The sequence below is a fragment of the Fibrobacter sp. UWH4 genome (genome assembly GCF_900142475.1).
GTDB lineage: Bacteria > Fibrobacterota > Fibrobacteria > Fibrobacterales > Fibrobacteraceae > Fibrobacter.
Genome location: NZ_FRAY01000002.1, coordinates 486,373 through 512,884 on the forward strand (window position 1 = coordinate 486,373; position 26,512 = coordinate 512,884).

The following is a 26,512-nucleotide window of genomic DNA, read 5'->3' on the forward strand; positions in this document are numbered from 1 at the left end:
GAATTGTTCTATATTTAACGCATGCTTGATATTTACCTAGTTCAAATGGAAATTGTCCCAAACGACAAGGCCAAAAACTTTGCCAAAGTCCGCGAACTCTCCTCGAAAATTCGCAAAAATGCGGACGATTCCGTTCCAGGTCTAATCATTCTCCCCGAAATGTTCGCCACGGGATACCTGCCGCTACACCCGGAAAGCGCCGCGGAACACTTTTTCAAAAACGACGCCGGCGAAACGGCCGATTTTTTGTACAAACTCGCAAACGAAACGGGTTGTGCAGTTATGGGGGCTGGCATAGAAAAAGGCGCCGAAAGCGATGCGGCTCGCGACACCACTGAAAACCAGAAACTCCTGAACCATTGCAGCGTATACCAACCGGGATACCCCGAGGAGTTTGCAGCCTACGACAAGTACCATCCGTTCTTTATGGAACAGAAAAAGTTCAAGGCCGGCGGCATGCCGTGTCCGTTTTCGCTCTATAATTGGACGGTTGCGTCCACCATCTGTTTCGACCTTCGATTTCCGGAACTCTACCGCGATGCAGTCAAGGCAGGAGCTAGGCTCATCACGGTGCAGGCGGCCTGGCCCGCCGCAAGAATCGCCCACTGGAAAACCTTGTTGCAGGCGCGGGCCATCGAGAACCAGGTGTACATCGCTGCCGTGAACGGAATCGGGGGACCCTCTTACGGAGGCAACTCGATGATTATCAATCCGAAAGGGGAAATCATCGCTTCGACGGACGCCTCTTTCGAAGGAATCGTACACGCACGTATCGATTCAAAATCACAGGAAGAATACCGCAAACAGTTCCCCGTCCTAAAGGGAATTGTACCGGAAGAATACATTTAATATCTAGTATTCCAAAATGGAATGATCTAGGTCACATTATTTTCCAAAACGGATTTTTTCCTAATTCACTAGCTATCAACAGGTTAGCGTCATTTCGTCAAAAAGTGGTCCATAAAAAAATTTTTTTATGTCTTTCCACTGTCAAAATTATAATATATCTTTTCCCTCTAGGATGGATCGACAACATCTAAGCAAGAGGTAAACGATGTCGAATACAAGCAGACTCCAGTACGCAAAAGCGTTAATCAAGGCAGGCATCACGCGTGAACTTGTCCTCAAGATTACGTCTATCTCGACCTACCAATATGCGCAAATCCAGCGGGAACTAGCCGCTTAAGGAGAGCGTGCCTTGCGGATGGTGCTTGTCATTCCGGCACAGCCTGCGACTTTGAACGAAGAACGACAGGCAGTGCTTTTGAATTGCTACAGGGACGGTTCACTTTTACTTGACGCCAAGGACGGCAAAAAGCCCGCACGATTTTTTCTGAAAGTCGGCGATGTTTTTCCGTGGAACCAGTTTCTGCCCAAGCTTCTTGCGAACTGGCAACTTTCCGACTTCAAGGATGTTCCCAAGGAGTTCATCCCCCAAAAAAGGATTCCCGAATTCGTACTCGAAGGAATCCTGAACGAGCCTCTCGAAAACCAGCTGAAGGTTTCGGCCACCCTCCGAAAGCAGGGGTATTTTTCAGCACTGAAAACAAAATGACCTACGATATTACAAGCAAGCGATGGTTCATGGGAAAGGGGCTACCCGTCCGTCAAATCAACGAAATGGACCACATCGAAATTGCAGGCTGTACACTCCAAATTTTACAGGTTGAATTCGAGAACAATTCTCGCGACCTATATGCAACTATCGAAGACGAATCCAAGACCGGAACCATCCTTGCCGAATGTTTCGGCGGAGCTCCGTCCGTCCAGATTTTCAAGACAGATAAAGGACAATTCGTTTTCACACGGACCAGCAAGATCGACAAGGATACCCTCGCCCAGGCAATCGCCCTTGGTGCCGAGCAGAGCAATTCAGCGTTTTTCGTAAAGGGTAAATACTTCTTCAAGTTATACCGCCGCTTGCACGCAGGGCTTCACCCCGAACAGGAAATCCTCCTGCAACTGAACAAGAAGGGATTCGAAGGAGTTCCGCAGCTTCTTGGATACGCGGAGTACCAGACGAACGGAAATTCCTACGCCATCGGCATTCTGGAAAACCACATTGACGGAGCCAAAAACGCCTGGGACATTTTCACGGGAGAGCCGACTCCTTTTCTCGAACACGCCGCCTGGTTGCTTGGACAGACCACGGCGAAGCTGCATCAGGCCTTAAAGGGACTGAAGGGAACGGGCTCGCAGCCCGAAAAGCCACCCTTTGAGAAGTTGATTAAGCTCCTAAAGTCGAACGGGAAAAAAGACCTGGTGCCGCTCGTCAACAAATTAAGTTGTTTGCAAGAATCTTTGTTGACCAAAACGACGCAGGGGTGTTTCGTTCCGCAACGAATCCACGGGGACTATCACCTGGGGCAACTCCTTTTTAACGGAACAAACTTCACGGTTCTCGACTTTGAAGGGGAACCGACGCGCACGCTCGAATTCAGGCGAAGGCTACGCTCCCCTGCCGCCGACATCGCGGGTATGCTGCGAAGTTTCGCCTATGCCGAAGCGGTCCGACAGGCAAACATCCCCGAGGAAAAACGTTCCGCCGAGCCCTGCAGCTACGGGCTGAGTTTTTTGATCGGCTATAGCCAGGAATCGGGGATTCCGATCAAGCAACTGGAAGAGGAATCCAGGCCCTACATTCTAAGCAAGGCCGTCTACGAGGCATGTTACGAGCTGGAATTCCGCCCCGACTGGTTCTGGATTCCCGAAAAAGCCCTCAAAGAGCTTTAGTGGTGCAAACGGGGACTCTTGAAACGGAGCTCCGTTTTTCTATATTGGCGCCCTTTCAGGGCGCATATAGCACGGTTCGGTCATGTCAATTCGTGCAAGCACGATTGACGCGACTCTCACCTTAAGCTATATTTGCACCCACTCATGAGCAATTCTAAGAATTTTGTTATCGCCCTCGATGGCGGTTCGGGTACCGGTAAAAGTACCACCGCAAAGATCGTGGCAAAGACCCTCGGCATTACCTATCTGGATACCGGCGCCATGTACCGCGCCGTGACGCTTGCAGCCCTCGACAAGGGACTTGCGGCCGAAGAAGGCCCCGCCATGGACGAACTGCTCAAGAACCTTGACCTCGGGTTCGACTCCGAAAACCACATTCTCATTAACGGTGTGAGCCGCGAAAGCGAAATCCGCGGCATGAAGGTGTCGAGCAACGTGAGCATCTACTGTGCCCTCCCGTCGGTCCGCGCCGCCATGACCGAAAAGCAGCGCGAAATCGGCAAGAAGCAGAGCTGCATCCTGGACGGCCGCGACATCGGAACCGTCGTTTTCCCCGACGCCAAATACAAGTTTTTCATGGTCACGGACGTGAAGGTCCGCGCCGAACGCCGCTACAAGGAACTCCTTGAAAAGGGCGAGAAGGTGACGCTCGAAGAAGTCCTCGAGAACCTGGTCGAACGCGACCGCCTGGATTCTTCCCGCGCAAACGCCCCCCTCAAGAAAGCGGACGACGCTATTGAAATTGACACTACACACATCTCAATCCAACAACAGGTTCAAAAGATTCTCGACTACGTAGGTGTAGTGGCGTAGCCTGAATCCTTTGTTCCACAACCCAACTAAACAAAATGTCTCAAAATCTCAAATTCGGAACTCAAGAAGATCTCGCTGAAATCCTCGCCGCTCAGGGTGAATGCAGCCCCAACTTCCGTAAGGCCAACGCCGACGTATATGCCGGCATGGACTGCCTCGAACAGGGCAAGCTCGTCACCGGTAAGATCAGCCAGGTGAACGACCAGGAAGTCCTTATCGACGTGAACTACAAGTCCGAAGGTGTTATCGACCGTGGCGAATTCAAGGACACGGACTCCCTCGAAATCGGTTCCGAAATCGAAGTGTTTGTAGAAAAGCTTGAAGATGAAGACGGACGTCTCATCCTCTCCAAGCAGAAGGCCGACTTCGTGCGCGTGTGGGATCGCATCCACGCTGCATTCGAAAACAACGAAGTCGTGCGCGGTACGCTCACGAAGCGTATCAAGGGCGGTGTGGTTGTCGACCTGTTCGGCATCGACGCCTTCCTCCCGGGTTCCCAGATCGACCTCCGTCAGATCCCGGACATCAACGCCCTCATCGGTCAGGAATACGACCTCAAGGTTATCAAGGTCAACAAGGCTCGCCGCAACATCGTCGTGTCCCGCCGCGTCGTTCTCGAAGAAGAACGCAACAAGCAGCGTGGCGACGTGCTCGAAACCCTCGAAAAGGGTCAGGTCCGCAAGGGTATCGTCAAGAACATCACCGACTTCGGTGCATTCATTGACCTCGGCGGCGTAGACGGCCTCCTCCACATCACCGACATGAGCTACAAGCGCATCAACCACCCGACCGAAATGCTCCAGCTCGGCCAGGAAGTCGAAGTCATGGTTCTCGACTTCAACGACAAGAAGGAACGCATCTCTCTCGGCATGAAGCAGCTTAAGCCGCATCCGTGGAAGGACATCGCCGAACGTTATCCGGAAGGCGCCATCGTTAAGGGTAAGGTTGTTTCCATCACCGATTACGGTGCATTCGTTGAACTGGATAGCGGCGTTGAAGGCCTCATCCACGTTTCCGAAATGTCCTGGACTCAGCATGTCAAGCACCCGTCCAAGATCCTCACCGTCGGTCAGGAAGTCGAAGCTGTCGTGCTCAAGGTTGAAGAAGATGCAGAACGCATCTCTCTCGGCATGAAGCAGCTCGAATCCGATCCGTGGGATTCTATCGAAACCGAACTTCCGCCGGGTGCCCGCGTGGTTGGTGAAATCCGCAACATCGCTTCCTTCGGCGCCTTCGTCGAAATCAAGGAAGGTGTTGATGGCCTCATCCACGTTTCCGACATGTCCTGGACCAAGAAGATCACCCACCCGAACGAAATGGTCAAGAAGGGTGACAAGGTCGAATGCGTCGTGCTCGCCGTCGATAAGGAAAAGCGTCGTATTTCCCTCTCCATGAAGCACCTCACCGAAGACCCGTGGGATACCATCGATTCCACCTACCCGGTGAACAGCGAAGTGAAGGGCAAGATCGTTCGCATGCTCGACCGCGGCGTCGTGGTTGAACTCGCTGACGGTATCGAAGGCTTCATCCCGGTTTCCAAGCTCACCGCTGAATACATCAAGGTTCCGGCCGATGCATTCAAGGTTGGCGACGAAGTTCCGGCTGTCGTGACCGAAATCGATCAGAACAACCGTAAGATCTTCCTCTCTGTGGTTGACTACTTCAAGAACCGTGAATCCGCCGAGCTCAAGACTTGGATGGACTCTCACAAGCCGGGCGAATCTGGCACCACCATCGGTGAAGCCGCCGCTCCGAAGAAGAAGTCTTCCAAGAAGAAGGCTGAAGAAGCTGAAGCTTAATCTTCGCTTGTTCTAAGCCTAAAGCTTAAGGGAACCCCGCGGTTAACCGCGGGGTTTCTTATATGACCACTCGGCTTACCCCCGAGGGCTTTGTTGCTCACATAACCGAACGACCTATTTTCTATTTTATCATTATGCAAAAAAGGATTCAGGAACTCGATGTCTTGCGCGTACTTGCGATGTTCTTTGTCATCACGTACCATTTCGGATGCGAATACGCGGCAGCCGGGCTCCCGTTCATTAATTTATTCTGCACCACGTCGAATTACGATTTCGGCAATATCGCCGTTACGATTTTCATTGCCCTTTCGGGAGGGCTGCTCTATAAAAGATACGGAGTTATCGGCTGTGAAGAGAGATGCCCGACTCAACCGGGCATAACAAATGACGCACAGAAAAAAAAGAGCAAATTCGAGCAAATTAAAACGTTTTATGTAAAACGGGCGAAAGCTATTTACCCGCCGTTTTGGATTCTCAGTCTTTACATTCCCCTTTCGATGATTCGGCATCTGCTTGCGGACGGCAACCCGTTTTTCATGGGCAGTCCCTTCAAGCTGTCGCTAACCGTCATCGGATTTGATGGTTATGTGAAGCTGTTCGGGATCAGCACTTACGCTTTTTGCGGGGACTGGTTTGTCGGCGCCATCGTATTACTTTATCTGCTATACCCATTGCTCGCCAAATGTTACAGGAATTTTCCGGTGGTAACGCTCATTGTTCTAGCGGGACTTTACGCATCGCAATTTTTACTACCGGCGGAACATGACGGCATCATGAGCGCCCTTCCTGCGACACTGATGTTCAAGTTCGTCATCGGATTTGCGTTGATCGAGAATTTGGAGAGGCTCAAGGACTGGCGCGTGGCCGCTGTCGCAGGGGTCGCATTTGCAGTACTCACATTCGTAGATATTCCTGGACGACTAAATACCGATGCTATCGGCACGTTCGCCTCATTCGCCCTTTTCGCCATCCTATTCTACTTGGCTCCGCAGTTGCTCCGTTTCAAGGCGGCAAGCGTCCCCATTCAAAAGCTCGCCACCCTTTCTTACTGCGTATTCCTGGTGCAGCACGTAGGAATCGTTTGGGTACAAGGCGCCTTTGTCAAGATCTTTGAGAAAATGCATTGGAGCTTTACGCAATGGAATGTCTTGGCATTGCTCGCCTGCACGCTTGTTATCATCGTGCTTGTCGCTTGGATATTGAAGCTGGTCAGCGATAAACTCGTGCAAAAACGATAAAAAAGCACCTATAATTATAGGGGTGTACCTATAAACCGAGTAAAAAAAAGTGTTTTATAGGTACAATTCAGCAAATTACAAACAAATTATTCTGCAAAACAGAAAAGATTTCTGGATTTTTCATAAAATTTGACCTATAAAAGTGCTAATACAGAAATCTTATAGGTATCAGCATCATGAAAAAAGAGACTTTTATTGAATTTGATACCTATAAATAGGACAATTCATCTGTTTTATAGGTACACATTTCCCAAAACGGACTTTTCGGGCACCCCAAAAACCATTTTTTTCATTGATTTGGGAAGATAGCGACATTCGGAACGCTTGAAAGACAAGCTCCGGTACATTTTTCTATTTTTCGATGTATGAATCTCGCTGGAAAGAAAATTTTGCTCGGAGTCTCGGGCGGCATTGCCGTGTACAAGAGCTGCGAGCTGTTGCGCCTGTTGCAAAAGAAGGGCGCAGAAGTACGCGTGTGCATGACCGATGCGGCGACAGAATTCGTGGCACCGCTGACATTTGCAAGCCTTAGCAAGTGTCCCGTGTATCTAAAGAACGGCGCCGTCGAAGCGCGCCCTTTCCAGCATATTGATTTTCCTCGTTGGGCAGATCTCTTTTTGGTGGTGCCCGCGACCGCGAACATCATCGGTAAATTCGCCTGCGGCATCGCCGACGATCCGGTGAGCCTTTGCTTTATGAGCTGCACGTGCCCACGCGTGATTGCTCCGGCGATGAATGTGGCCATGTACAATTCTCCGGCGGTTAAACGCAACCTCGAGATTTTGCGCGGATTTGAGAACACGACCGTGCTGGAATCGCCTGCAGGGGAACTCGCCTGCGGTGAAGTCGGACAAGGTCGCCTGATGGAACCGGCAGGAATTGTAGATTATTTAGAGGCCAGCGACGTTAAATTCCGAACTCCGAATTCTGAATTCCGAATTGAACCGCCGGCAATCCCCGTTGCAAAAGACATCGACCCGACGAAGGATTCTACACTTCCCGGCTACGGCAAGAAGGTGCTGTTGACAGCAGGCCGCACCGAAGAGGCCATTGACCCGGTGCGTTACATCAGCAACCGCAGCAGTGGAAAGACCGCCGTCGCACTCGCCTCGGTGTTCTACGCCAACGGCTTTAACGTCGAAGTGGTTGCAGGTCCGATGGAGGCGGCGTTCCCGGGCGGAGTGAAAGTGACCCGCGTGCAAAGCGCCCGGGACATGCACGACGCCGTGATGGAGCGGTTAGATTCTGCGGACGCCGTCGTGCATTGCGCGGCGGTAGCGGACTACCGCCCCGCCCACGCCGCCGACGAGAAAATCAAGAATAGCCGCAGCCAGCTCTCGATTGAACTTGTACCGAATCCGAATATTCTACGCGACTGCACTGCCGCCCGCAGGGCTCGCACCGATTCCACATCGGGAACCGCCGCTCATAAGCAGGTGATTGTCGGATTCGCACTTGAGACCGATCACTTCGAAGAACACGCCGCCGAAAAACTTGAAAAGAGCGGCGCCGACGCACTTCTGTTAAATGCGCCCGTGGCAGCCGATTCCGGCTTTGGCCGCGACTGCGTACGCTTCGCCCTGGTGGAAACGGGCAAGCCCGTTCCACCGCTCGCCATGGGCGAGAAGATCGATTTGGCCGAGACGATTTTGAACTTTTGCCTGGAGCGCCTGAATGGCTGACGAATTTGACTTTAGCGAACTGCGCAACTACCTTTCAGGACAAATCGACCTGGGCGAAGCGGAACTGCTGCTCGACGAACCGTGGACACTCACGCGCAAGCCTGCCGTACCTGGAGCGCCCGCGCCTGCCGCACGCCCAGCGGCGCCAGCTGCACCACGTCCTGTTCCGCCGACTCCGGCCGCAGCCCGCCCGGTGCCGCGCAACCTGCCGCCACAATTTCCGAACAGCACGGCACCCGGCGCCTCCAACGCACCCGCCGATATTCCGCAAGCTCCGATTCCGGATACCACCGGATTTGCCCCTTCGCTTTTCGGCGCCGTCGACCCCAAGGCGACCGCGATTCCCGCCGCCAACATGCCGACGCCCCGCACCGTCAAACGCGGCACACACGCCTTTGAATCCGCCGAAACCCTTGACGCCTTCTACGACGCCATCAAGGGCGAGGCCATGTACGCCAAGGAAGCTTCGCTCGCCCGCTACACAGGCCCTGCGAAACCGAAAGTGCTATTCCTGCTCCCCGCCGCAAAATTGTCCGATGCTGGCACAGCCGCTTCCCCCTTCAATACGGCGGGCAGCACCGACGCCTTCTTCGGGACCGCTGTCGGACAGATGCTTTCGCGCCTTTTCGCAAGCCTCTCCATCAATCAGAACGACATCGGCATCACCTATTTCTTCAAGTCCACCGAACGCCCGCTCGCGCCGCTTCTCGAAGCCGCGCTCCGCAAGATGCTCGCCAAGGAACTGGACTTCATTCAGCCCGAAATCATGGTAACCTTCGGGCAGCCGCTATTCTATCAAGTGTTCGGCAAGGGCAAGAATTTCGACGACAACGCCGGCACCGCCATGGACTTCGCCGGCACCAAGAGCGTTGCCCTCGTGGACCCTTACCTTATGGTGAACGACAAGCAAATGAAATTGCTCACCTGGAAGGTTCACATCCCGCGCAGTGGGCTTTTCACCATAGCTGCAAAGTAATTTTCGACGAGGCAGAATCGCATGAGCGCTCCGAATCCGAACACGGTGCATCCTATTGCGGGCTACGACAAGGAAATCTACGTCAAGCCCACCATCAAGAACCCGAACATTATTGTCGGCGACTTCACCTATATCGCGGACTCGGAATTCGAAAGCCATGTGACGCACCATTACGATTTTATCGACGACAAGCTGATTATCGGAAAGTTCTGCCAGATTGCCGCGGGCGTAGAATTTGTAATGAACGGGGCGAACCACCAGATGAATGCGGTTTCCACATTCCCGTTCTACACGCTTGAGGGCTGGGACATGAAACCGCCCGCCGCAAGCGACATGCCGTTCAAGGGCGACACCGTCATCGGAAACGATGTGTGGATTGGCCAGAACGCGACCATCTTGCCGGGAGTGCATATCGGCGACGGCGCCATCATCGGCGCGAACAGTGTCGTCGGCAGCAACGTGGAACCCTACTCGATTGTAGTCGGAAATCCCGCCGAAGTCACCCGCTACCGCTTCGACAAAGACCTGACGGAACTCCTGTTAAAATTCAAATGGTGGGACAAGCCCATCGAAGAAATCAACGAGTTGATTCCGATTCTTACAAGCAGCGATCTTGATAAAGTCAAAGCCGAAATCCACCGGCTAATGAAAGATTAATTCAAACAGCTACACTTCAATGAGCGTTGCCACAAGGCAGCTGTCTTTAGTGTGGCCAGAGCCCACAAAGTCAATATCCTGCGACTTGTTCCAAAGCGTCTTGGCGCTCGAGTGAACAGACGCCACCGCAGCGAGCGCATCGCGCGAGAATTTAGACAAATTAAATTCGCTGTAATTGGAGCTCACCATAAAGAGGCCGCCCTTGTTCAGAAGCGTGGCGCAGTCGGCCACAAGCGGCATCAGGTGTTCACGCACGTTGAAGTTCTTGCCCTTGAAGCGAGCAAAGCTCGGCGGGTCGAGCACGATGGCATCGAACTTGAGGTCCTTCTTTTGCGCCCAGTGAACGTACTCGACAGCGTTACCCCTGAAGAATTCGCCCTGCTTGGGTTCGAGTCCGTTGAGCGCATAGTTTTCGCGGCCCTTGTCCAGAATCTTCGCGCTGATGTCGGCATTCGTCGAAATCTCGGCGCCACCTAAGCGGCCGTGCACCGAGAAGGCACAAGTGTAGCTGAACAGATTCAGCATGCGGCGGTCGGCCGCACGCTCGCCCATCTCCAGGCGAATATGGCGCATATCCAAGAACAGGCCCGGATTCACCGTGTCGAGCAAATCGATGTGAAATTTCGCAGAACCTTCGCGGACTACACCTACAGAATCTTCCGCGCGCCCCACCGCCACTTCCATCGGCGGGTTCTCCAGCGACTTGCCCGAACGGGAAAGGCGTTCCTTTATAACGAGGCAAACCGGCGCGAACTTTTCTGCGACGGCGGCAACGACAGCATTTTTTTCGCGGAGCAGTTCATCACCGAAAAACTGAATCTGGTAACGGTCACCGAACTTGTCGAGCGTCATGCCGGGGAAACCGTCCGGCGCCCCGTTCACAATGCGGAAAGCCTCGGTAACCCCTAGCAAAGGAGCACGTCTTTTATAAGCAGCATCTAAGTTATTGATTAAATCTTTCATGGGAATGAGGTATGAGCTCGGTCGCCTTAAGCTCCCTATGAGGAAAGAGGCTTTAGTAGAAAGATAAATTTTTGTTCCTAGCTGAATCCTCAAAGGTGCGTAGCACCGACCTCAAAGTGAGTTTACGAACGCGCTCAAAACTCTTAGGCGCGCAGCGCTACTTGTCCATGCTCTTGATCTGGTCCACGAACTCGCCAACTTCCTTGAATTCGCGGTAAATCGAGGCAAAGCGCACGTAAGCGACGGCATCGAGTTTCTTGAGTTCCTGCATCACCAGGTTGCCAATCTGCTCGTAGCTGACTTCGAAGTTTTCAGTCACGGTCAAGGCGTTTTCCACGTTGGTCGCGAGCTGTTCTATGTCAGCAACAGAAACCGGACGTTTCTTGCAGGAGTTCATGATACCGCGCAGCAGCTTTTCACGCTGGAACGGTTCATGTTCGCCGCTGCGCTTGATTACGGTCAGCGGCTGGACTTCGATGTATTCGCGAGTGGTAAAGCGCTTGCCGCATTCGCAGCATTCACGACGGCGTCGAATGGAGGAACCGCTCACGCGACTATCCACCACCTTGTCGTTATCTTTCTTGCAGAACGGGCAAATCATATCACTTATTGTAGGTCTGAGATTTGAGCGCGGTCGCCTTCGGCTCCCTTTGAGGTTTGAGGTTTTAGTAGAAATTTAATTATTCTAGCAGAACCTCAAAAGTGCGTAGCACCGACCTCAGAGCTCAAAGCCTTGCAAAGCAAGGCGACCTCATCGCTAGTTGTTCTTCTTAAATTCCTCGACGTTTGCCTTGAATTCAGCGAGGTATTCCTTCGCGGCGGCCACGACGGCTTCCGGAGTGTAACCGAATTCCTTTTCGAGCACTGCTGCCGGAGCAGAGGCGCCAAAGCGTTCGAGACCGGAGACCTTGCCGAAGCCACCCACGACCTGGGCGAACAGAAGCGGAAGGCCGCTGGACTTTGCGAACACCGGAGTCCAAGGAACGATGATGGAATCGCGGTAAGCCTTGTCCTGAGCCATAAAGAGGGCCGGGCTGATCATCGAGACCACGCGGACCTTGAGGCCTTCGCCGCGGAGGATTTCGGCGGCGTCGTGAGTCAGGAGCACGTCGGAACCGTTAGACACGAAGGTCAGGTCCGGGCGTGCGGAACCGCAATTGTCGCTCACGATGTAGGCGCCCTTGCGGCAAGCCTTGGAAGCTTCGTAGCGCTTGTCACCGGGGAGAGTCTTCACGTTCTGGCGGGTAAGGATAATCGCTGTCGGGCGATCGTTGTTTTCAAAAGCCATTTCCCAGGCGGTCACGGTTTCGAAGGCATCGGCCGGGCGGAGTACCAACATTTCGGATTTGCCGTCTTCGCGCTTGAGGCCTTCGAGCAAACGGATCTGGGTTTCGTGTTCGATCGGCTGGTGCGTCGGGCCGTCTTCGCCCACGCGGAAGCTGTCATGCGTGTACATGAACTTGACCGGGAGCTTCATGAGGGCAGCCATGCGAATTGCCGGTTTCATGAAATCGCTGAACACGAAGAACGTGGCACAAATCGGATAGAGGCCGCCGTGCAATGCGATACCGCAGCAGATGGCGCCCATAGTCAGTTCGGCAACGCCCACCTGAACGAAGGCGCCCTTGAAGTCGCCTGCGCGGAAGATGCCGGTCTTGTTGAGGAAGGCCTGAGTGTTGTCGGAGTTGGAAAGGTCTGCGGAGCTGCAAATGCAGTTCTTCACGTTTTCGGCGAGGTAGCCGAGCACGGTACCGGAAGTCACGCGGGTAGCGACACCTTCCTTGAGTTCGAGCTTGGAAAGGTCGATCTTCGGAGCCTTGCCCGAGAGCCATTCCTTGAGGGTGGCGGCCTTTTCGGGATTCTTGGCATCCCAAGCGGCCTTGGCCTTCTTCCATTCGGCAACCTGCTTGCGGAGCTCTTCCTTGCGGGCTTCGAAGCCAGCCTTCACGTCGTCAAAAATCTTGAATGCATCGGCCGGATCACCGCCGAGGTTCTTCACCGTTGCGTCGGTAGAAGCGCCTGCTGCATTGAGCGGCTGACCGTGAGTAGAAACGGCACCTTCGAAGGACTTGCCGTCTTCGGCAATGGCGCCCTTGGCCATGGTGGTGTGACCGATGATGATGGTCGGCTTTTCAGTTTCGGCCCAAGCGGCCTTGAAAGCCTTGCGGAGTTCTGCAATGTTGTGACCGTCTGCCACGTCAATCACGCGGAAGCCCCATGCTTCGTACTGCTTCTTGAAGTCGTGGCTCATCACGTCTTCAACCTTGCAAGAGAGCTGCACCTGGTTGGCATCGTAGAAGAAAATGAGGTTCGAAAGCTTGAGGTGACCGGCAATGCGGCCCACGCCGTAAGCGATTTCTTCTTCAAGGCCACCGTCAGACACGAGGCATACGACCTTGTGCTGCAAGATGTCGCCAAAGCGTTCGACCATGAAGCGTTCGGCAATCGCATTACCGAGGGCTACGGCATGACCGATACCGAGCGGACCCGAGGAGTTTTCGATGCCGAGGGCGACTTCGACTTCGGGGTGGCCCGGCGTGCGGGAGCCAAGCTGGCGGAAATTCTTGAGGTCATCCATCGAGAGGTTGCCGAGCATGGCAAGTTCGCCGTACAGGAGCGCGGACATGTGGCCCGGATCCATAAAGAAGCGGTCGCGGGCTTCCCAATAGGGGTTTTCGGGGTCAAAACGGAGAAATTCCGAATACAGGAGCGTAATGGCGTCTGCTGCGCCCATGGCTCCACCCGGGTGACCGGACTTTGCCTTCTGCACCATGGCAGCGGAAAGGATTCGAATGTTGTCAGCCGCTTTTGTAACCAACGCGTCTTGCACTTTTTTAACCTCTCTTTATATTACAGGGCGATGAGCCGCCCCTAAAATAGCGACGCAAATTTAGTTTTTTTACAATGCCATCTCAAGGTTTAAAGGCACAAAATGCCATAAAAAAGCTCAAAAAATCAAAAAAAGGGGTAAATGCAAAATAAGTGTTACTTATGAAAATCATACAAAAAATTATCTATTTTTAGCCGCAAGGAAAAATTATGTCCAAAAGATCGTTCTCCACTATCGCTTTTTTAGTTGCAGGGATGCTCAGTACGGCAAACGCCCTCGAAGTTAGACCCCTCGCCCAAATCCAGATTCCCGGTAAAGACAAAATCGCATGGGAAAACCACGGCAAAAAAGACGACATGAAAGTCGACGCAGACCTCGTCTTCGAAATCGGTACAGAACTTTTGGCGAACACGGACTATGTCCGTTACGGCATCGGTCTTGCCTATAAAAGCGCCCAGAAAAAAGGCGACGTAACCGCCGCGCCGGCCACCATTCCCGTCTGGCTGAGCGCCTCTTTTGGACTTTTCAACAAGCAGGCCATGTTCCAGCCCTACGCCGTCGCACGATTCGGCACGCTCGCCCCCCTCACCGGTAACGGAAACTGGTGGGAACGCCCGCTCAACTATATGGTCGAAGGTGGTGCGGGAGTTGTTTTCCCCTACAACATCGGCCTTGAAGTCGTCTACGACTATTCTTCCCTCAAGAAATCCTTTAAAAGCAACGAAACCGAATACCGCGTTTCCTCGGGACGCGTAGGCATCCAGCTTTCCGTCGGCATCAACCTCAGCGGAGACGATTCCGCAAAGCCCGCCGAAAATTCAGAACAAACTAACGCAAACATTCTTGAAAGCAGCGACTCAGCGGAACCCGAATCCTCCGATAGCTACGAATCTTACACCAACCCGTACGCAGAACCGGAACAAGCCTCCGAAAAGGATTCCACGGCAACCAGCGAAACGCCGAGCGAACCTGCGGAAGCCGCGGTTCCCGCCGAAAGCACTAGCGACACCGCAACGACAGAAACCGTTGAAGAAAGCCCCGAAATCGAAGCTGATTCCGCAGCAACAGAAACCGCAGAGAGCGCTTCGGAACCGGCGCCCGAAACCGTTACCGAACCGGAGCCCGAACCAGAAGCAGTCCCCGCACCGGTAGAAGAGCCGAAGCCCGCCGCCACAAAGACTACAAAGAAATCCTCTAAAAAATCAACGAAAAAGGCTTCAAAGAAATCTTCAAAGAAGTCAACAAAAAAAGCAAGCAAGAAGTCTACAAAGAAGAAGAAATAACAGGCAGAATCGTCATTCTCGACCGAAGGGAGGGAATCCATCCAGTGCTGGATTCCGTCTCCCCTCCGCTACGCTTCGAGGATGACACGCTCCAGAATGACACAGCGCGTCTGTTCTAAGTTCTAAGCTCTAAATTCTAAGTTCTAAGATTAAATAGCAGCAGGCTCCTGCTGCTTTATTTATATTTAACCTATGAAACCCTATATTCTCGGTCTTTTGAAAAATCTCGCGCACCCGGGCACAATCGTCGGCCTCGTTATTTCCCTCGCGATTCCCTTCCTCATTTACCTCGGTCCGAACGTCGGCCACAAAGATACCATCCGCACGCTCGACCTTTATTTGCCGCTCCCCTTGTTCATCGTGCAGTTCATTGCGGGAATCGTCCTGTTCGCCACCCTGAACAAGGACTTTAGGGAATGGATCAAGGGAATTCTCCCCGAAAAGAAAATCTCGATCCTGATGCTTGCCTTCACGGCAGTCATCACCATTTTTGCGGCCACCCAGATCGAGGCCCGCCATCGCGTGCAAAGCGACGAAAGCGTATTCATGTCGGTCGCCCAGAACATGTATTACAATCAGGAATCGGGCACCTGCAACCAAGGGTATTTTGAAAACGGCAACTTGAAATGCGTCGCGACTTCCAATAGTTTCAAGACCAAGGGACTCGCTTTTCTGTACCTGCTCGGCATGCCGCTTCTAGGTAACGACCTGCACTGGATTTTCCACATGGAGCTCCTGATGCTCCCGCTTACAGTACTCCTGATGTTCCTGGCCATTGCCGCCTGGACAAGACAGCCCCTGCTCGCCTTCTTCGCCGCCCTCCTCACGGCATTACAACCCACGGTACTTTTCCAGTTCCGCGCCATGTCGGTGGAACCCCTCTACATTTTCCTTTCCGCACTTTCGCTCCTCATTTTCAAGTGGGCTTACGACCGCAACACCGTCAGGCACTGGGCTCTTCTCGCACTTTCGTTGGCATTCTTCGCACAGACCCGCCAAGAAACAGCCTTCTGCCTGCTCGCCTTTATCTTGTTCGCTCTCCCCAAGATTCTTGACAGCAAGGGCGCCAAGGCCCCCACGTTCTTTGTGACGCTTTCGCTGTTCTCGGTTCCCGCACTCCTGACCATCAGCTATTTCCAGGGATTCGGTTTCCAGGGAGGAGAATTCGAAGCGCACGGCCACTTCCTTGAAGACCTTTCACGCAACTGGACCGAAATGACCAAGCCGCTCAACAAGAACGGCGAACTCGAAAACCCCTTCCTCTCCTACTTCAACTACCTCTTTGTCGCAGGCGCCATTTACCTGCTTGCACGAGCCATTCTCGGTGCAAGGAAAAAAGACTACTTCTACCTGAAAATTCTCGCATTCCTGCTCCTGTACCACATACAGACCTACATGATTCTTGAAAATGTCTCGGGCGATTTCAGCATCCAGATTAATCAGCGCTACAGCCTGGTGATGCTTCCGTCCATGGCATTTGTAGGAGCCCTCCCCGTAGCACACCTTGTCCAGCAGACCATCGCCTCGATGAGCGGAAAGGATTCCAAGCAAAACGCAGTGACTGCCCTGTTGGTGACCCTCGTGGCCGCAACCCTCTTTACCGCCTGGACATTCCACTACAAGGAAGACTTCAACAAGAACATCATGTACAACCGCAACCACCTCACCATCGAGGAACACGAGATTCTCGGATGGCTCGCGGAACAGCCTCAAAAGGACCGATTCTTTATTTACGGTCGCCCCTGGCATTTCATCGGTTACGGAATATCTTCTATCCACTATGACCGCGCACGGCAAATGAGTTCCGAAGAACTCAAGAACCTCGTCAACAAGTACCAGGGCGAAGTCTACTACATCCGCGGGCTTGACTGCTGGGACAGCCACACTTACCACAAGAAGGCGGTGGAACACCGCATCGCGACCACTTGCGACATTTTCGAACGCGACATGGATCTTGAAGGAGTCAAGAATATCCTTATTACCAACAACTACTGGGTGCAAATCGCCAAGTTCAACGGACGCAAGGATTTCAATCCGAAAAACATCATTACCGTGAACGAGCCCGAGCTCATACAGAATGCCGCCACGGATTCGCTTCCGGCCGCCTCCGCGCTTCAGTACAGCTTCAGCCTCAACGAAAAGGCGACCGCTACTAGCCAGTGGATTTATACCGTGCAAGTGAACGGGGACATCGTTTCTCGCGCACCGTACACCAAAGGAAACTTCAGCGGGAATGTCAAGGAAGAACAACTCCACCCAGGCTACAACCAGCTGGAATTCGTTGTCCAGAATCCGAAGAACGGTAAAATTATCGCCGTCATCCAGAAGTTCTATTTCTACAGCAAAACGGGAGCCGTCAAGCTCACCGAAATTCCCTATGCAAGTCACAAGCAGGGCTGGGGAACGCTCCATAAGAACGAAAGCATCGAGGGTCACGATTTCAAGGTAGACAATAAGTTCTACAACGAAGGTTTCGGCACGCACGCCGCCTCCGAAACGGTCTTCAATATCGAAGGAAAGTACAAGACCTTCAAGATGGCCTACGGTCTCGACGAAGAATCCCTTTGCAGCGACGGAGTGCAGCTACAAGTTCTCGCCGACGGCAATGTGATTTTCGATAGCGGGAGTTTTTCCTATGGAAAGCTGAAGATTCTCGATGTGAACATCGAAAACGTAAAGGTTCTCACCCTCAAGGCGCTCCCGCTCAAGAACATCGACTGCGACCATGTCGATTTCATCAACCCGGCACTTATCCCGTAGGCGAACCATGCTCCTGTCAGTCATCATTCCTGTCTATAACGAAGAAGAAATCGTCGCGGAAACATACCGCGTCCTTGAAGAGGAACTCAAGGATATCGAGCACGAGCTGATTTTTGTGAACGACGGTTCCAAGGACCGCACCCGAGAAATTGTCGGAAGCCTACTGCCGAGCAACCCGAACAACAAGATTATCAACTTCAGCCGTAACTTCGGGCACCAGGCGGCATTCAGCGCAGGCCTCGACCATTGTATCGGCGATGCCGTCGTCATTATCGACGGGGACCTTCAGGACCCACCGAGTCTGATTCACGAAATGCTCGAAAAATGGCGCGAAGGCTACCAGGTGGTTTACGCACAGAGAAACAAGCGCAAAGGCGAAACCATTTTCAAGCGCTTCACCGCATTCGCCTTCTACCGCCTGATCGGCAAACTCACGAACATCGACATTCCGCCCGATACCGGCGACTTCCGCCTCATGGACCGCTGCGTGGTAAACCAGCTCAAGAACCTGCCGGAACGCAGCCGATTCCTGCGCGGGCTCGTCTGCTGGGTCGGCTTCAAGAAAATCGGCGTCAAGTACGACCGTGCCGAACGCACCGCGGGCACTTCCAAGTACCCGCTCAAGAAAATGGTACGCCTCGCCTTCGACGGAATCACCGGATTCAGTTCCGCACCGCTCAAGCTCAGTTTCTACCTGGGACTTTTCGCCGCCATCGTGGGTTTCGGCGTATTCGTCTGGTCCATCCTCGAAAAGATTCTTTCTCCCGCGACAACGGTTCCCGGCTGGGCATCGCTCATGACCGCCATCGTGTTCTTCGCGGGAGTGCAGCTCATTTCGATCGGCATCCTTGGCGAGTACATCGGACGCATCTACGACGAAGTCAAGCAGCGCCCGCTATACATTGAAGATAAGAAGGAATGAGCAGTGAACAACGAGCACGGGTCCAAAGGCCCTTTGAGCAATAATAAATGCGGCATGGCCGCCTAACTTAAACCTCAGAGCGAACGAACGTGAGCGAACTCAAACCTCAAAGCGAGCCACGCGAGCGAACTCAAAGCTACGATATGAAGAATAAACTTTTTGTAATGAGCGCCGCGAGTGGCGCAGGAAAGACCACCCTCAAGGACCTGGTCATCAAGGATTTTCCGGACATCAAGTATTCCATTTCGGCTACCACACGCGCCCCGCGCGAAGGTGAAGTTGACGGAGTCCATTACTTCTTCAAGACCAAGGAAGAATTCGAAAAGCTGATCAAAGAAGACGGCCTTATCGAATGGAACGAAGTCCACGGTAACTACTACGGAACGCCCAAGAGCTTTGTCGAGAAGACTCTCGCCGAAGGGAACCGCGTCCTGTTCGACCTTGACGTTTTCGGCAAGGTGAACTTCGACAAGGTCTACCCCGACGCTACCGGCATCCTGATTCTGCCGCCGAGCGAAGAAGAACTCGAAAAGCGCCTGCGTGGCCGCGGAACCGACTCCGAAGAAGTCATCCAGCTCCGCCTCAAGAACGCGAAGAAGGAAATGGAATTCGCCAAGACGAAAGGCAAGTACGAATACGTCATCATCAACGACGATTTGCAGCGAGCCGCCGACGAACTCCGCTCGATCCTGAAGAAGGTCTAGGCAGGCCCCGGCTCACGCCCGAGCCATTCAGGACCGGCAACGGAGCCGTCCAGCAGTAGCTAAAGCTGACGAACGCCCGGGCCCTTGATAACGCTGTGGCCCTGAGAAACCGGAGTCAGTTCGATTCTCTGCGTAATGCTTTCGACAACGGATTCCACGTGCGTGATGATTCCGAGCATCTTGCCCGAACGTTCCTGCGCACGCAGGCAATCCAGCACGCATTCCAGCGTATCCGCATCCAATGTACCGAAGCCCTCGTCCATAAAGAGGGAGTCTACACGGACATTGCGGCTAGCATATTCCGCGATGCCCAAGGCGAAGGCAAGACTTACCAGGAACTTTTCGCCGCCAGAGAGGTTGCTCGTTCGGCGCGGTTCCCCGAAAAAGTCATCCTTGACGCGGAAGCCCAGGTCTCCCGACATGACCAGCTGATAACGGTCTTTCATCCGCAGCAACTGCTTGTTTGCCAATTTCAACAGCGACCGGAAGGTAAGCCCTTGCACAAACGTGACAAAGTCGCTACCGTCAGCCCTGCCGAACCAGCTTCGCATCGTATTCCAGCGGTTAAATTCCGCCTGCTTGGAATCCAGTTCAGCCTTTAGCTTTTCAAGCTGCTTTTGCCGTTCATTATAGTTGCGAATCGCTTCTTGAATCGCGCCGACATCCTGTTGCATTTTCTTCAGTTCGGCATCGACGGCAGCTTTTTTCGATTCAAGTTCTTCGACCGGAGTCGAATCCTGATTTTCAGCTTTAACCTTTTCCAAAGCTTCCGTTGCATCGCGCAAGGACTGCCTACACGCAACCAAAGCCTCGTTGATTTCGGAGCGGCGGCGAGTCAACGCATCGAATTCTCCGTCCGGAAGCAGCACCTTCAAGAACTCGTCTTCACCAGCAAAGCCCTTTGAGGCAAGCGCTTCCGTAAACTTGGCAGAAGCTTGTTCCAACTCCAGTGAGACCTTCTGCAAGTTTTCCTTCATGGTCGTCAAACGGGTCAAGAGACCATTGCGTTTATCTTCGGCCAAGCGGAAATTCTTGTCCGCAACGGCAAAGCGATCCGTTGCCGTTTTTAAATCGGCCTCGGCCTTTTCGACAACTTCTTGGACATTCTGCTCGCCGAACATTTCGCGACGTTCAGCCTGAAGTTTCTGCAATACATTCTGGATTTCCGCAAGGGATCTCTGTTCCTGCTCCAGTTGATTCTTTGCGCGACCAATCCCTTCTGCGCTGTTTTCGTAGTTGTTCCTAACGATTTTCAAATTGCCAGAAACCTGTTCCAAAGTTTCCTTCGATTTGCAGAAAGCCTCATAGCGCGCCTTAAGCGAATCCATTTGCGTTCCGGCATTCTTGCTGTCGAATTCAATCCACGGCTTGCACAGTTCCGTCAAGCCATCAATAATGCCTTGTGCCCTTTCCGTCAACTTTTCCAAGGATTCTGCATAGCTTCTTTCATCGGACTCTGCCTGAGCCTTCGCGCTCTGCATATTCTGGATTTCGCCATCGGCAGTCTGAATTTTCGCATTCAATGCACGTACCTTAGACGCAGCGTCAACCGCACGGGATTCGTCCTCCGCAGAAGAGGCCTGTTCTGCGACGTTCCCGTTGCAAGCAGGATGTTCCTTAGAGCCGCACACAGGGCAGGGAGCCCCCTCTTCCAGGTGTTTCTGGATAATGTTTGCAAGCACTAGGACATCGTTGCGGAAAAGCTCCTGCAGCTCGGCATTCAAGGTTTCGCGGCGATTCAAAGCCACATCCAACTTCACCTGCGTTTCCGCAGCAAGCTGCGTCGCCTTGTTTTTCAAAACCTGAGCATCGGAATAATCCTTCCGCACGCGCGCCAGTTCCGCAACCTGCAATTCGCCCTTCGGCAACACATCCTTAAGTGCCTCGTCGCTACTGGAATCAGACACCTTTTTCTGCAGGTCTTTTTCTTGAGCTTCCAATGTTTGCAGGTTCAGGAGCATTCCAGCCTGTTCATCCAGCAAATTTTTCAGGATTTTATCGGCATCCTTGCAACGTTTTTCTTCCGTACTCAGGTTCGCCACGGTTCCCGCAATCTTGACGTCAAGAGCACGCACATTGTTCCAAAGTTCCCGATGCGACTGAACGAAATCATTGGCATCATTCTTAGACTTTTCCGCATTTTTCTTGGTTTCATCAAGCATCTTCAATGATGATTCCGCAGAATCCAATTCCCCCTGCATCTTTGTCAAGCTGCCTTGAGTAACGTTTTCCTCTTTACGCAACCGATCGAAATTCTGATAAAGGGAATCGCAACCCTTCGCATTTTCGGCCTGTTGCAGGCGCAGTTCGTTTTCGGCAAACTTTTCCTTGGACTCATTCGCCAGATTTAAAGCCTTTTCGGCACTCTGCAGCTTGCCCTGTTTTTCGTCCAAATTCTTATGCCAAACCAGCAGAGATGCAACCTTCGCCTGTTCCTGCCCAATTGATTCTTCGCGCGCCTTGAATTCGGCAAGCTTGTTCTGTTGCTGCGCAATTTCTTCGGCATTCGGAATGGATTCCGCCAGCGTTCCAAAATTCGATTCCGCCTGCTCCTTGGCGCGCTTGCTCACGGACCAGTGTTCCGCGACCTTCTGCGCAATGCGGCGGTAGTTTTCCATACCGTTCAATTTCTCAAGAATTTCGGCGCGTTCCTCTTCATCGCAAGTCAGGAACTTGCTGAATTCACCTTGCGCCAGCATAATGGAACGACAAAATTCGGAATAGTCCAACTGAATAATTGCCGCATTCGCCTGGGCCAGTTCTTCGCGGGCCCCCGTCGTATGACTAAACAAAGGAGATTCCGGCTGTTCAACACCGTAAATCAACCCTTCGGCCGGCTGCAACTGTCCATCGGCACGGTCGCGTCCTTTACGCTGCGACCACCGGGAAACAAAAATTCCCTTTTTGCACTGGTACGTCACCTGGGCATAGCAGTTGCCCTTGTCGGCGGTCATCACTCCGTTGCCTTCGGCTCCATAAATTTTTTCCTGACGGGGCGTGCGGCCATAAAGAGCAAGCGTAATGGCATCCAGAATGGACGTCTTCCCGGAGCCCGTCAGCCCACTGATGACAAAACGGTTTCCTGCCTGCTTATAGGTAGGATCCGTAAAGTCGATTTCCCACTTGCCTGCAATGCAGTTGATATTCTCGAATTCAACTTTCAAAATCTTCATTACTTGCCCCCTTAGCCTTCGCGTTCCACTTCTTCCAACACCTGCTCAAAAAACGGCAAGTATTCGGCATACTGCGCCTCTACCTGCTCATCGGCTTCAGTCAAGCCAGCCTGTTTCATCAGCAGCAACTTGAAAACACCCCTTTCGTCAGGGATCTCGATTCCGTCAGACGATTCGTCCGTAAAGTCCGCGGCATTCAAGGAATCCCTGCGATTCGACTTCCAGCTGACGACCTCGTAATTTTCACCTTCAAGGACATCTTCCAGTTCCGCCTGGACATTTACCCGCGGATCATAATCATAAACGATTTCCAACTTTACCGGTTTTGTCAAAGCTTCAGACCTCAACGCCACCAACTGACGACGGATTTCGGCAGTAGCCCCAGTCAAACGGCGGAATTCAAAATAACGCGGAGCCTCCACCTTTTCCACAACAGGATTCTGCCCCTGCGCCAAATCAACCGTCAAGATATAATGCGGCATTTTCGCTTCATCGAACCCCAATACGAACGGAGATCCCGAATAGCGCACCTTGGGATTCTTCGCCACCATGGTCGTGTAATGGATATGACCAAGGGCAACATAGTCAAGCCCCTCGGGGAATACGCCTACCGGCACCGTTCCCAGGTTTCCCACGATATCTCGCACACCGTGATTCTTCATATCGCGACCATCATCGTTATCGGGGCGACCTTCCAGTTTGGCCGCATACAAGTGTCCCGTTGCGACGATCGGAATTTCACGGCCAGCACGCAGCTTTTCCGCCGCCTCATAAACAGCCCCATACAAGCCCCTGTAAGTACTGTCGGCAAAATTTTCGGCACCTTCTGTCAGATAAGGGCGCAAGTCCGCCTCACGCACATACGGCACAGCGGCACTGATTCCAATCACCTCACCACGACCATCCGTCAATTCCTTGACCAGGTCTTCAACGGAACGATCCCCCATGGAACCGACCATCTGGATATTCAAGGCATCCAGTAGATCGCGCGGCGCATCCAGCAACGTTCCCGAATCATGGTTACCGCCCACCAGCACGATGTTCTTGCAGCAGGTATCCAACAACGACGCCAGAAAACGGAAATACATCCGGCGCGCTTCCACCGGAGGATTCACCGTATCGAAGATATCCCCCGCCACCACGAGGCATTCCGCCCCGAATTCAACGATGCGTTCCCGGAGCCAGCCCAAGAATTGTTTGGCTTCTTCCCTACGATCGATGTCATGCATCGAATTACCCAAATGCCAGTCGGCGGTGTGGATGAACTTCATCTTTTTCCTTTGCCGTTGTCCACGGCGATTTTTCACTTACCAAATATACTATCGCTTTCTAGACAATAAATGTCAAATGAAAAAAAGAATTTTTTTTCACCTCTATAACACAGAAAATCGCCCCGGATTGACCGAGGCGATTCTAATTAAGAGTATAAGGCCTTAGTGCAGGACAACCGCACCATTATAAAGCCATTACCACATCTTGTCGTATTTCTTGCGGCTCTTTTCTTCGTCCTTCTTTTCCTGAACAATCGCGTCGATCACGGCGGCAACCGTCAGGTTGAAGATATCGTGCACCGAGGCGTCGGTATCGGTAAAGTGAACCGGCTTGTTCAGGCCCATCTGCACAGGACCGATGGATTCGCCCACGCCCATTTCGAGGAGCATCTTGCAAGTGGTATTTGCAGAAGAGAGGCACGGGAAGATGAGCGTATTGACCGTCTGGCCCTTGATCTTGTTGAAGGGGTACTTGGTGTCGCGCAGGTCCTTGTCGAGCGCCACGTTCACCTGCATTTCGCCATCGATCATGTAATCCGGGAACTGTTCGTGAATCATGCGCACGGCTTCGCGGGCGGTGTTGGACGTTCCGCGCGGAGCACCCTTGCCGCTGCCGAAGTTTGCGTAGCTGAGCATGGCCATCACCGGTTCGTGAGCGAAGAAACGCACGGCGTCGTGAGTGAGCTTGACGATATCCACGAGCGTTTCTGCATCGGGGTCGCGGTTCACCAGCGTATCGGCCAAGAAGAACGTTCCCTTGCGGGTGCTCAAAATGTGCATAGCGCCGAAGTGCTTGTATTCTTCGCGGATACCGATGATTTCCTTGGCAAGTTCAATCGTTTCGCTATACTTGGAGTAGCCACCAGAAATCAGGGCGTCAGCGTCGCCGACCTTCACCATCATCATACCGAAGTGGTTGGGTTCGAACATGTCGTCGCGGGCTTCGTCGAGCGTCACGCCGTTACGGCCGTTTTCTTCGGCGTAGATTTCGGCATACTTGCGGCGGCGTTCAAATTCTTCCGGAGAACGCGGGTTCACAATCTGGATGCCCGTGAGGTCCAGTTGCTCGCGCTGAGCGATAATCTGGATGCGTTCGGGGTTGCCGAGCAGAATCGGGTGTGCAACGCCTTCGACCTTGGCCTGAACAGCGGCCTTGAGCATATTGAGGTTGCTTTCGGCAAACACCACGCGCTTGGGATTGCTGCGGGCGGTATCGCTGAACTGACGGATAAGCTTGTTGTCGTAACCCATCATGTCACGCAGACGGTCATAATAAGCGTCCCAATCGGTAATCGGCTTGCGGGCTACACCACTTTCGATAGCGGCCTTGGCAACAGCGATAGACACATCGGTGAGTAGGCGCGGATCCAAGGGCTTTGGAATCAGGTATTCCTTACCGAAGGTAAAGCGCTGGGCGTTGTAGGCAATGTTCACCACATCCGGAACCGGCTTATGGGCAAGGGCTGCAATGGCGCGCACGGCGGCGTGTTTCATGTGTTCGTTGATGCAGGTAGCGCGAACGTCGAGGGCTCCGCGGAAAATGTACGGGAAACCGATCACGTTGTTCACCTGGTTCGGGTAGTCGCTGCGGCCCGTCGCAAAAATCAGGTCGCCACGACTTGCCATGGCTTCTTCGTAGCTGATTTCGGGGTTCGGGTTGGCGAGAGCGAAAACGATCGGCTGGTCGGCCATGCTGCGGACCATTTCGCGAGTCAGGACGTTAGCCTTGGAGAGGCCGACGAACACATCTGCGCCCTTCATGGCGTCTTCGAGCGTTTCGATATCGGTGCGGTCGGTCGCAAAGAAAGCCTTCGCTTCGGTTAGGCCCTTGCGGTCCTTGCGGATGACGCCCTTACTGTCGCACATCACCAGGTTCTCTTTCTTGAGACCGAGCGACAAGTAGAGTCGCGTGCAGGCGCAAGCGGCTGCACCCGCACCGTTCACCACCATCTTCACGTTGCGAATGCTCTTGCCCGCCACTTCAATAGCGTTCAAGAGGCCTGCAGAAGAAATGATGGCCGTACCATGCTGGTCATCGTGCATCACGGGGATGTCAAGTTCAGCCTTCAAGGTGTCTTCGATTTCGAAGCATTCCGGAGCCTTGATGTCTTCGAGGTTGATACCGCCGAACGTCGGGGCAATCCCCTTCACAATTTCGATAAACTTCTTCGGGTCCTTTTCGTTGATTTCGATGTCGAACACATCGATACCGGCATAAATCTTGAAGAGGAGAGCCTTGCCTTCCATCACCGGCTTACCGGCGAGAGCGCCAATGTCGCCGAGGCCAAGGACAGCGGTTCCGTTAGAAATCACGGCAACCAAATTACCCTTGCCCGTGTATTCGTAAGCGAGGTTGTTATCCTTTTCGATTTCCAAGCAAGGAACAGCTACACCCGGAGTGTACGCAAGGCCCAAGTCGGTCTGGGTGCTGTGCGGCTTGGTCGGCACGATTTCAATCTTGCCGGGCTTGCCCATGGAATGGTATTCGAGAGCTTTTTCTTTTAAATCCTTGCTCATTTTTTCTCCTTATTTCCGCCACCATCAAAAAAGCGCGGAAGTTCAATTTTCGCGCGCGAATATAGTAAAAACAAGGGGCATTGTAAAGATTTTAAAACCCTTACATTATTATTAGACAAGTCTAATTCAGGGCGCTCTACGACGGTTATTTCAAGAAGTTTGAGATTTGATAAAAGTGGGGTCTTTTTACA

Annotated in this window: 20 protein-coding genes; 14 read left to right on the plus strand and 6 right to left on the minus strand. The window is 52.9% G+C overall.

Annotated elements, in window-relative coordinates:
* The first annotated feature begins 21 nt into the window (after positions 1-21).
* The 10 genes from BUA93_RS04865 (at position 22) to BUA93_RS04905 (ending at position 9,898) form a co-directional block, all read left to right on the plus strand.
* Complete coding sequence (locus BUA93_RS04865; protein ID WP_072977893.1) at positions 22-849, plus strand: nitrilase-related carbon-nitrogen hydrolase; 828 nt, start codon at positions 22-24, stop codon at positions 847-849.
* 205 nt (positions 850-1,054) lie between these two features.
* Complete coding sequence (locus BUA93_RS16660) at positions 1,055-1,186, plus strand: hypothetical protein (RefSeq protein WP_256374669.1); 132 nt, start codon at positions 1,055-1,057, stop codon at positions 1,184-1,186.
* An 18-nt stretch (positions 1,187-1,204) separates the two neighbouring features.
* Complete coding sequence (locus BUA93_RS04870) at positions 1,205-1,555, plus strand: hypothetical protein (protein ID WP_072977895.1); 351 nt, start codon at positions 1,205-1,207, stop codon at positions 1,553-1,555.
* A complete protein-coding gene (locus tag BUA93_RS04875) occupies positions 1,552-2,733 on the plus strand; it encodes a phosphotransferase (RefSeq protein ID WP_072977896.1) in 1,182 nt (393 codons plus the stop codon). Before BUA93_RS04870 ends, BUA93_RS04875 begins: the two co-directional genes overlap by 4 nt.
* Positions 2,734-2,877: 144 nt before the next feature.
* On the plus strand, positions 2,878-3,546 hold the full coding sequence (gene cmk / locus BUA93_RS04880; RefSeq protein WP_072977898.1) for a (d)CMP kinase: 669 nt from the start codon (positions 2,878-2,880) through the stop codon (positions 3,544-3,546).
* A 35-nt stretch (positions 3,547-3,581) separates the two neighbouring features.
* Entirely contained in the window at positions 3,582-5,345 is a 1,764-nt protein-coding gene (gene rpsA / locus BUA93_RS04885; protein WP_072977900.1) for a 30S ribosomal protein S1, read from the plus strand.
* Positions 5,346-5,479: 134 nt separating this feature from the next.
* The gene (locus tag BUA93_RS04890) at positions 5,480-6,583 is read left to right on the plus strand and encodes an acyltransferase family protein (RefSeq protein WP_175547368.1); all 1,104 of its coding nucleotides are present in this window, start codon (positions 5,480-5,482) and stop codon (positions 6,581-6,583) included.
* 365 nt (positions 6,584-6,948) lie between these two features.
* Positions 6,949-8,265 (plus strand): bifunctional phosphopantothenoylcysteine decarboxylase/phosphopantothenate synthase, encoded by a 1,317-nt coding sequence (locus tag BUA93_RS04895; protein WP_072977904.1) that lies wholly within the window; start codon positions 6,949-6,951, stop codon positions 8,263-8,265.
* Entirely contained in the window at positions 8,258-9,241 is a 984-nt protein-coding gene (locus tag BUA93_RS04900; RefSeq protein WP_072977907.1) for a uracil-DNA glycosylase family protein, read from the plus strand. The genes BUA93_RS04895 and BUA93_RS04900 overlap by 8 nt, the downstream gene beginning before the upstream one ends.
* A gap of 21 nt (positions 9,242-9,262) precedes the next feature.
* On the plus strand, positions 9,263-9,898 hold the full coding sequence (locus BUA93_RS04905; protein ID WP_072977909.1) for a CatB-related O-acetyltransferase: 636 nt from the start codon (positions 9,263-9,265) through the stop codon (positions 9,896-9,898).
* Positions 9,899-9,907: 9 nt separating this feature from the next.
* On the opposite strand, the gene BUA93_RS04910 is transcribed toward BUA93_RS04905, so the two are convergent.
* The 3 genes from BUA93_RS04910 to BUA93_RS04920 form a co-directional block, all read right to left on the minus strand.
* The gene (locus BUA93_RS04910) at positions 9,908-10,861 is read right to left on the minus strand and encodes a class I SAM-dependent rRNA methyltransferase (protein WP_072977911.1); all 954 of its coding nucleotides are present in this window, start codon (positions 10,859-10,861) and stop codon (positions 9,908-9,910) included.
* A 157-nt stretch (positions 10,862-11,018) separates the two neighbouring features.
* Complete coding sequence (gene nrdR / locus BUA93_RS04915) at positions 11,019-11,462, minus strand: transcriptional regulator NrdR (protein WP_072977912.1); 444 nt, start codon at positions 11,460-11,462, stop codon at positions 11,019-11,021.
* Between the two features lie 156 nt (positions 11,463-11,618).
* Positions 11,619-13,691 (minus strand): transketolase family protein, encoded by a 2,073-nt coding sequence (locus BUA93_RS04920; protein WP_072977914.1) that lies wholly within the window; start codon positions 13,689-13,691, stop codon positions 11,619-11,621.
* A 209-nt stretch (positions 13,692-13,900) separates the two neighbouring features.
* Between BUA93_RS04920 and BUA93_RS04925 the strand changes: the two genes are divergently transcribed.
* The 4 genes from BUA93_RS04925 to gmk all read left to right on the plus strand — a co-directional run bounded on the left by BUA93_RS04925 (position 13,901) and on the right by gmk (position 19,360).
* Positions 13,901-14,974, plus strand: coding sequence for a prolipoprotein diacylglyceryl transferase (locus BUA93_RS04925; protein WP_139257781.1), 1,074 nt, complete (start codon positions 13,901-13,903; stop codon positions 14,972-14,974).
* Between the two features lie 192 nt (positions 14,975-15,166).
* Positions 15,167-17,734, plus strand: coding sequence for an NPCBM/NEW2 domain-containing protein (locus BUA93_RS04930; protein ID WP_072977917.1), 2,568 nt, complete (start codon positions 15,167-15,169; stop codon positions 17,732-17,734).
* A 7-nt stretch (positions 17,735-17,741) separates the two neighbouring features.
* Positions 17,742-18,656 carry a glycosyltransferase family 2 protein gene (locus BUA93_RS04935; RefSeq protein ID WP_072977919.1) on the plus strand — a complete coding sequence of 305 codons (915 nt, stop codon included), beginning with the start codon at positions 17,742-17,744 and terminating at the stop codon, positions 18,654-18,656.
* A 143-nt stretch (positions 18,657-18,799) separates the two neighbouring features.
* A complete protein-coding gene (gene gmk, locus BUA93_RS04940; protein WP_072977921.1) occupies positions 18,800-19,360 on the plus strand; it encodes a guanylate kinase in 561 nt (186 codons plus the stop codon).
* Positions 19,361-19,419: 59 nt separating this feature from the next.
* Here the strand turns inward: gmk and BUA93_RS04945 are convergent, their stop codons facing one another.
* From BUA93_RS04945 to BUA93_RS04955, 3 genes are all read right to left on the minus strand, one after another.
* On the minus strand, positions 19,420-22,533 hold the full coding sequence (locus BUA93_RS04945) for an AAA family ATPase (protein WP_072977922.1): 3,114 nt from the start codon (positions 22,531-22,533) through the stop codon (positions 19,420-19,422).
* An 11-nt stretch (positions 22,534-22,544) separates the two neighbouring features.
* Positions 22,545-23,804, minus strand: a complete 1,260-nt coding sequence (sbcD, locus tag BUA93_RS04950; protein WP_072977924.1) for an exonuclease subunit SbcD — start codon at positions 23,802-23,804, stop codon at positions 22,545-22,547.
* 195 nt (positions 23,805-23,999) lie between these two features.
* Positions 24,000-26,321, minus strand: a complete 2,322-nt coding sequence (locus BUA93_RS04955; protein WP_072977926.1) for an NADP-dependent malic enzyme — start codon at positions 26,319-26,321, stop codon at positions 24,000-24,002.
* Positions 26,322-26,512: the final 191 nt, after the last annotated feature.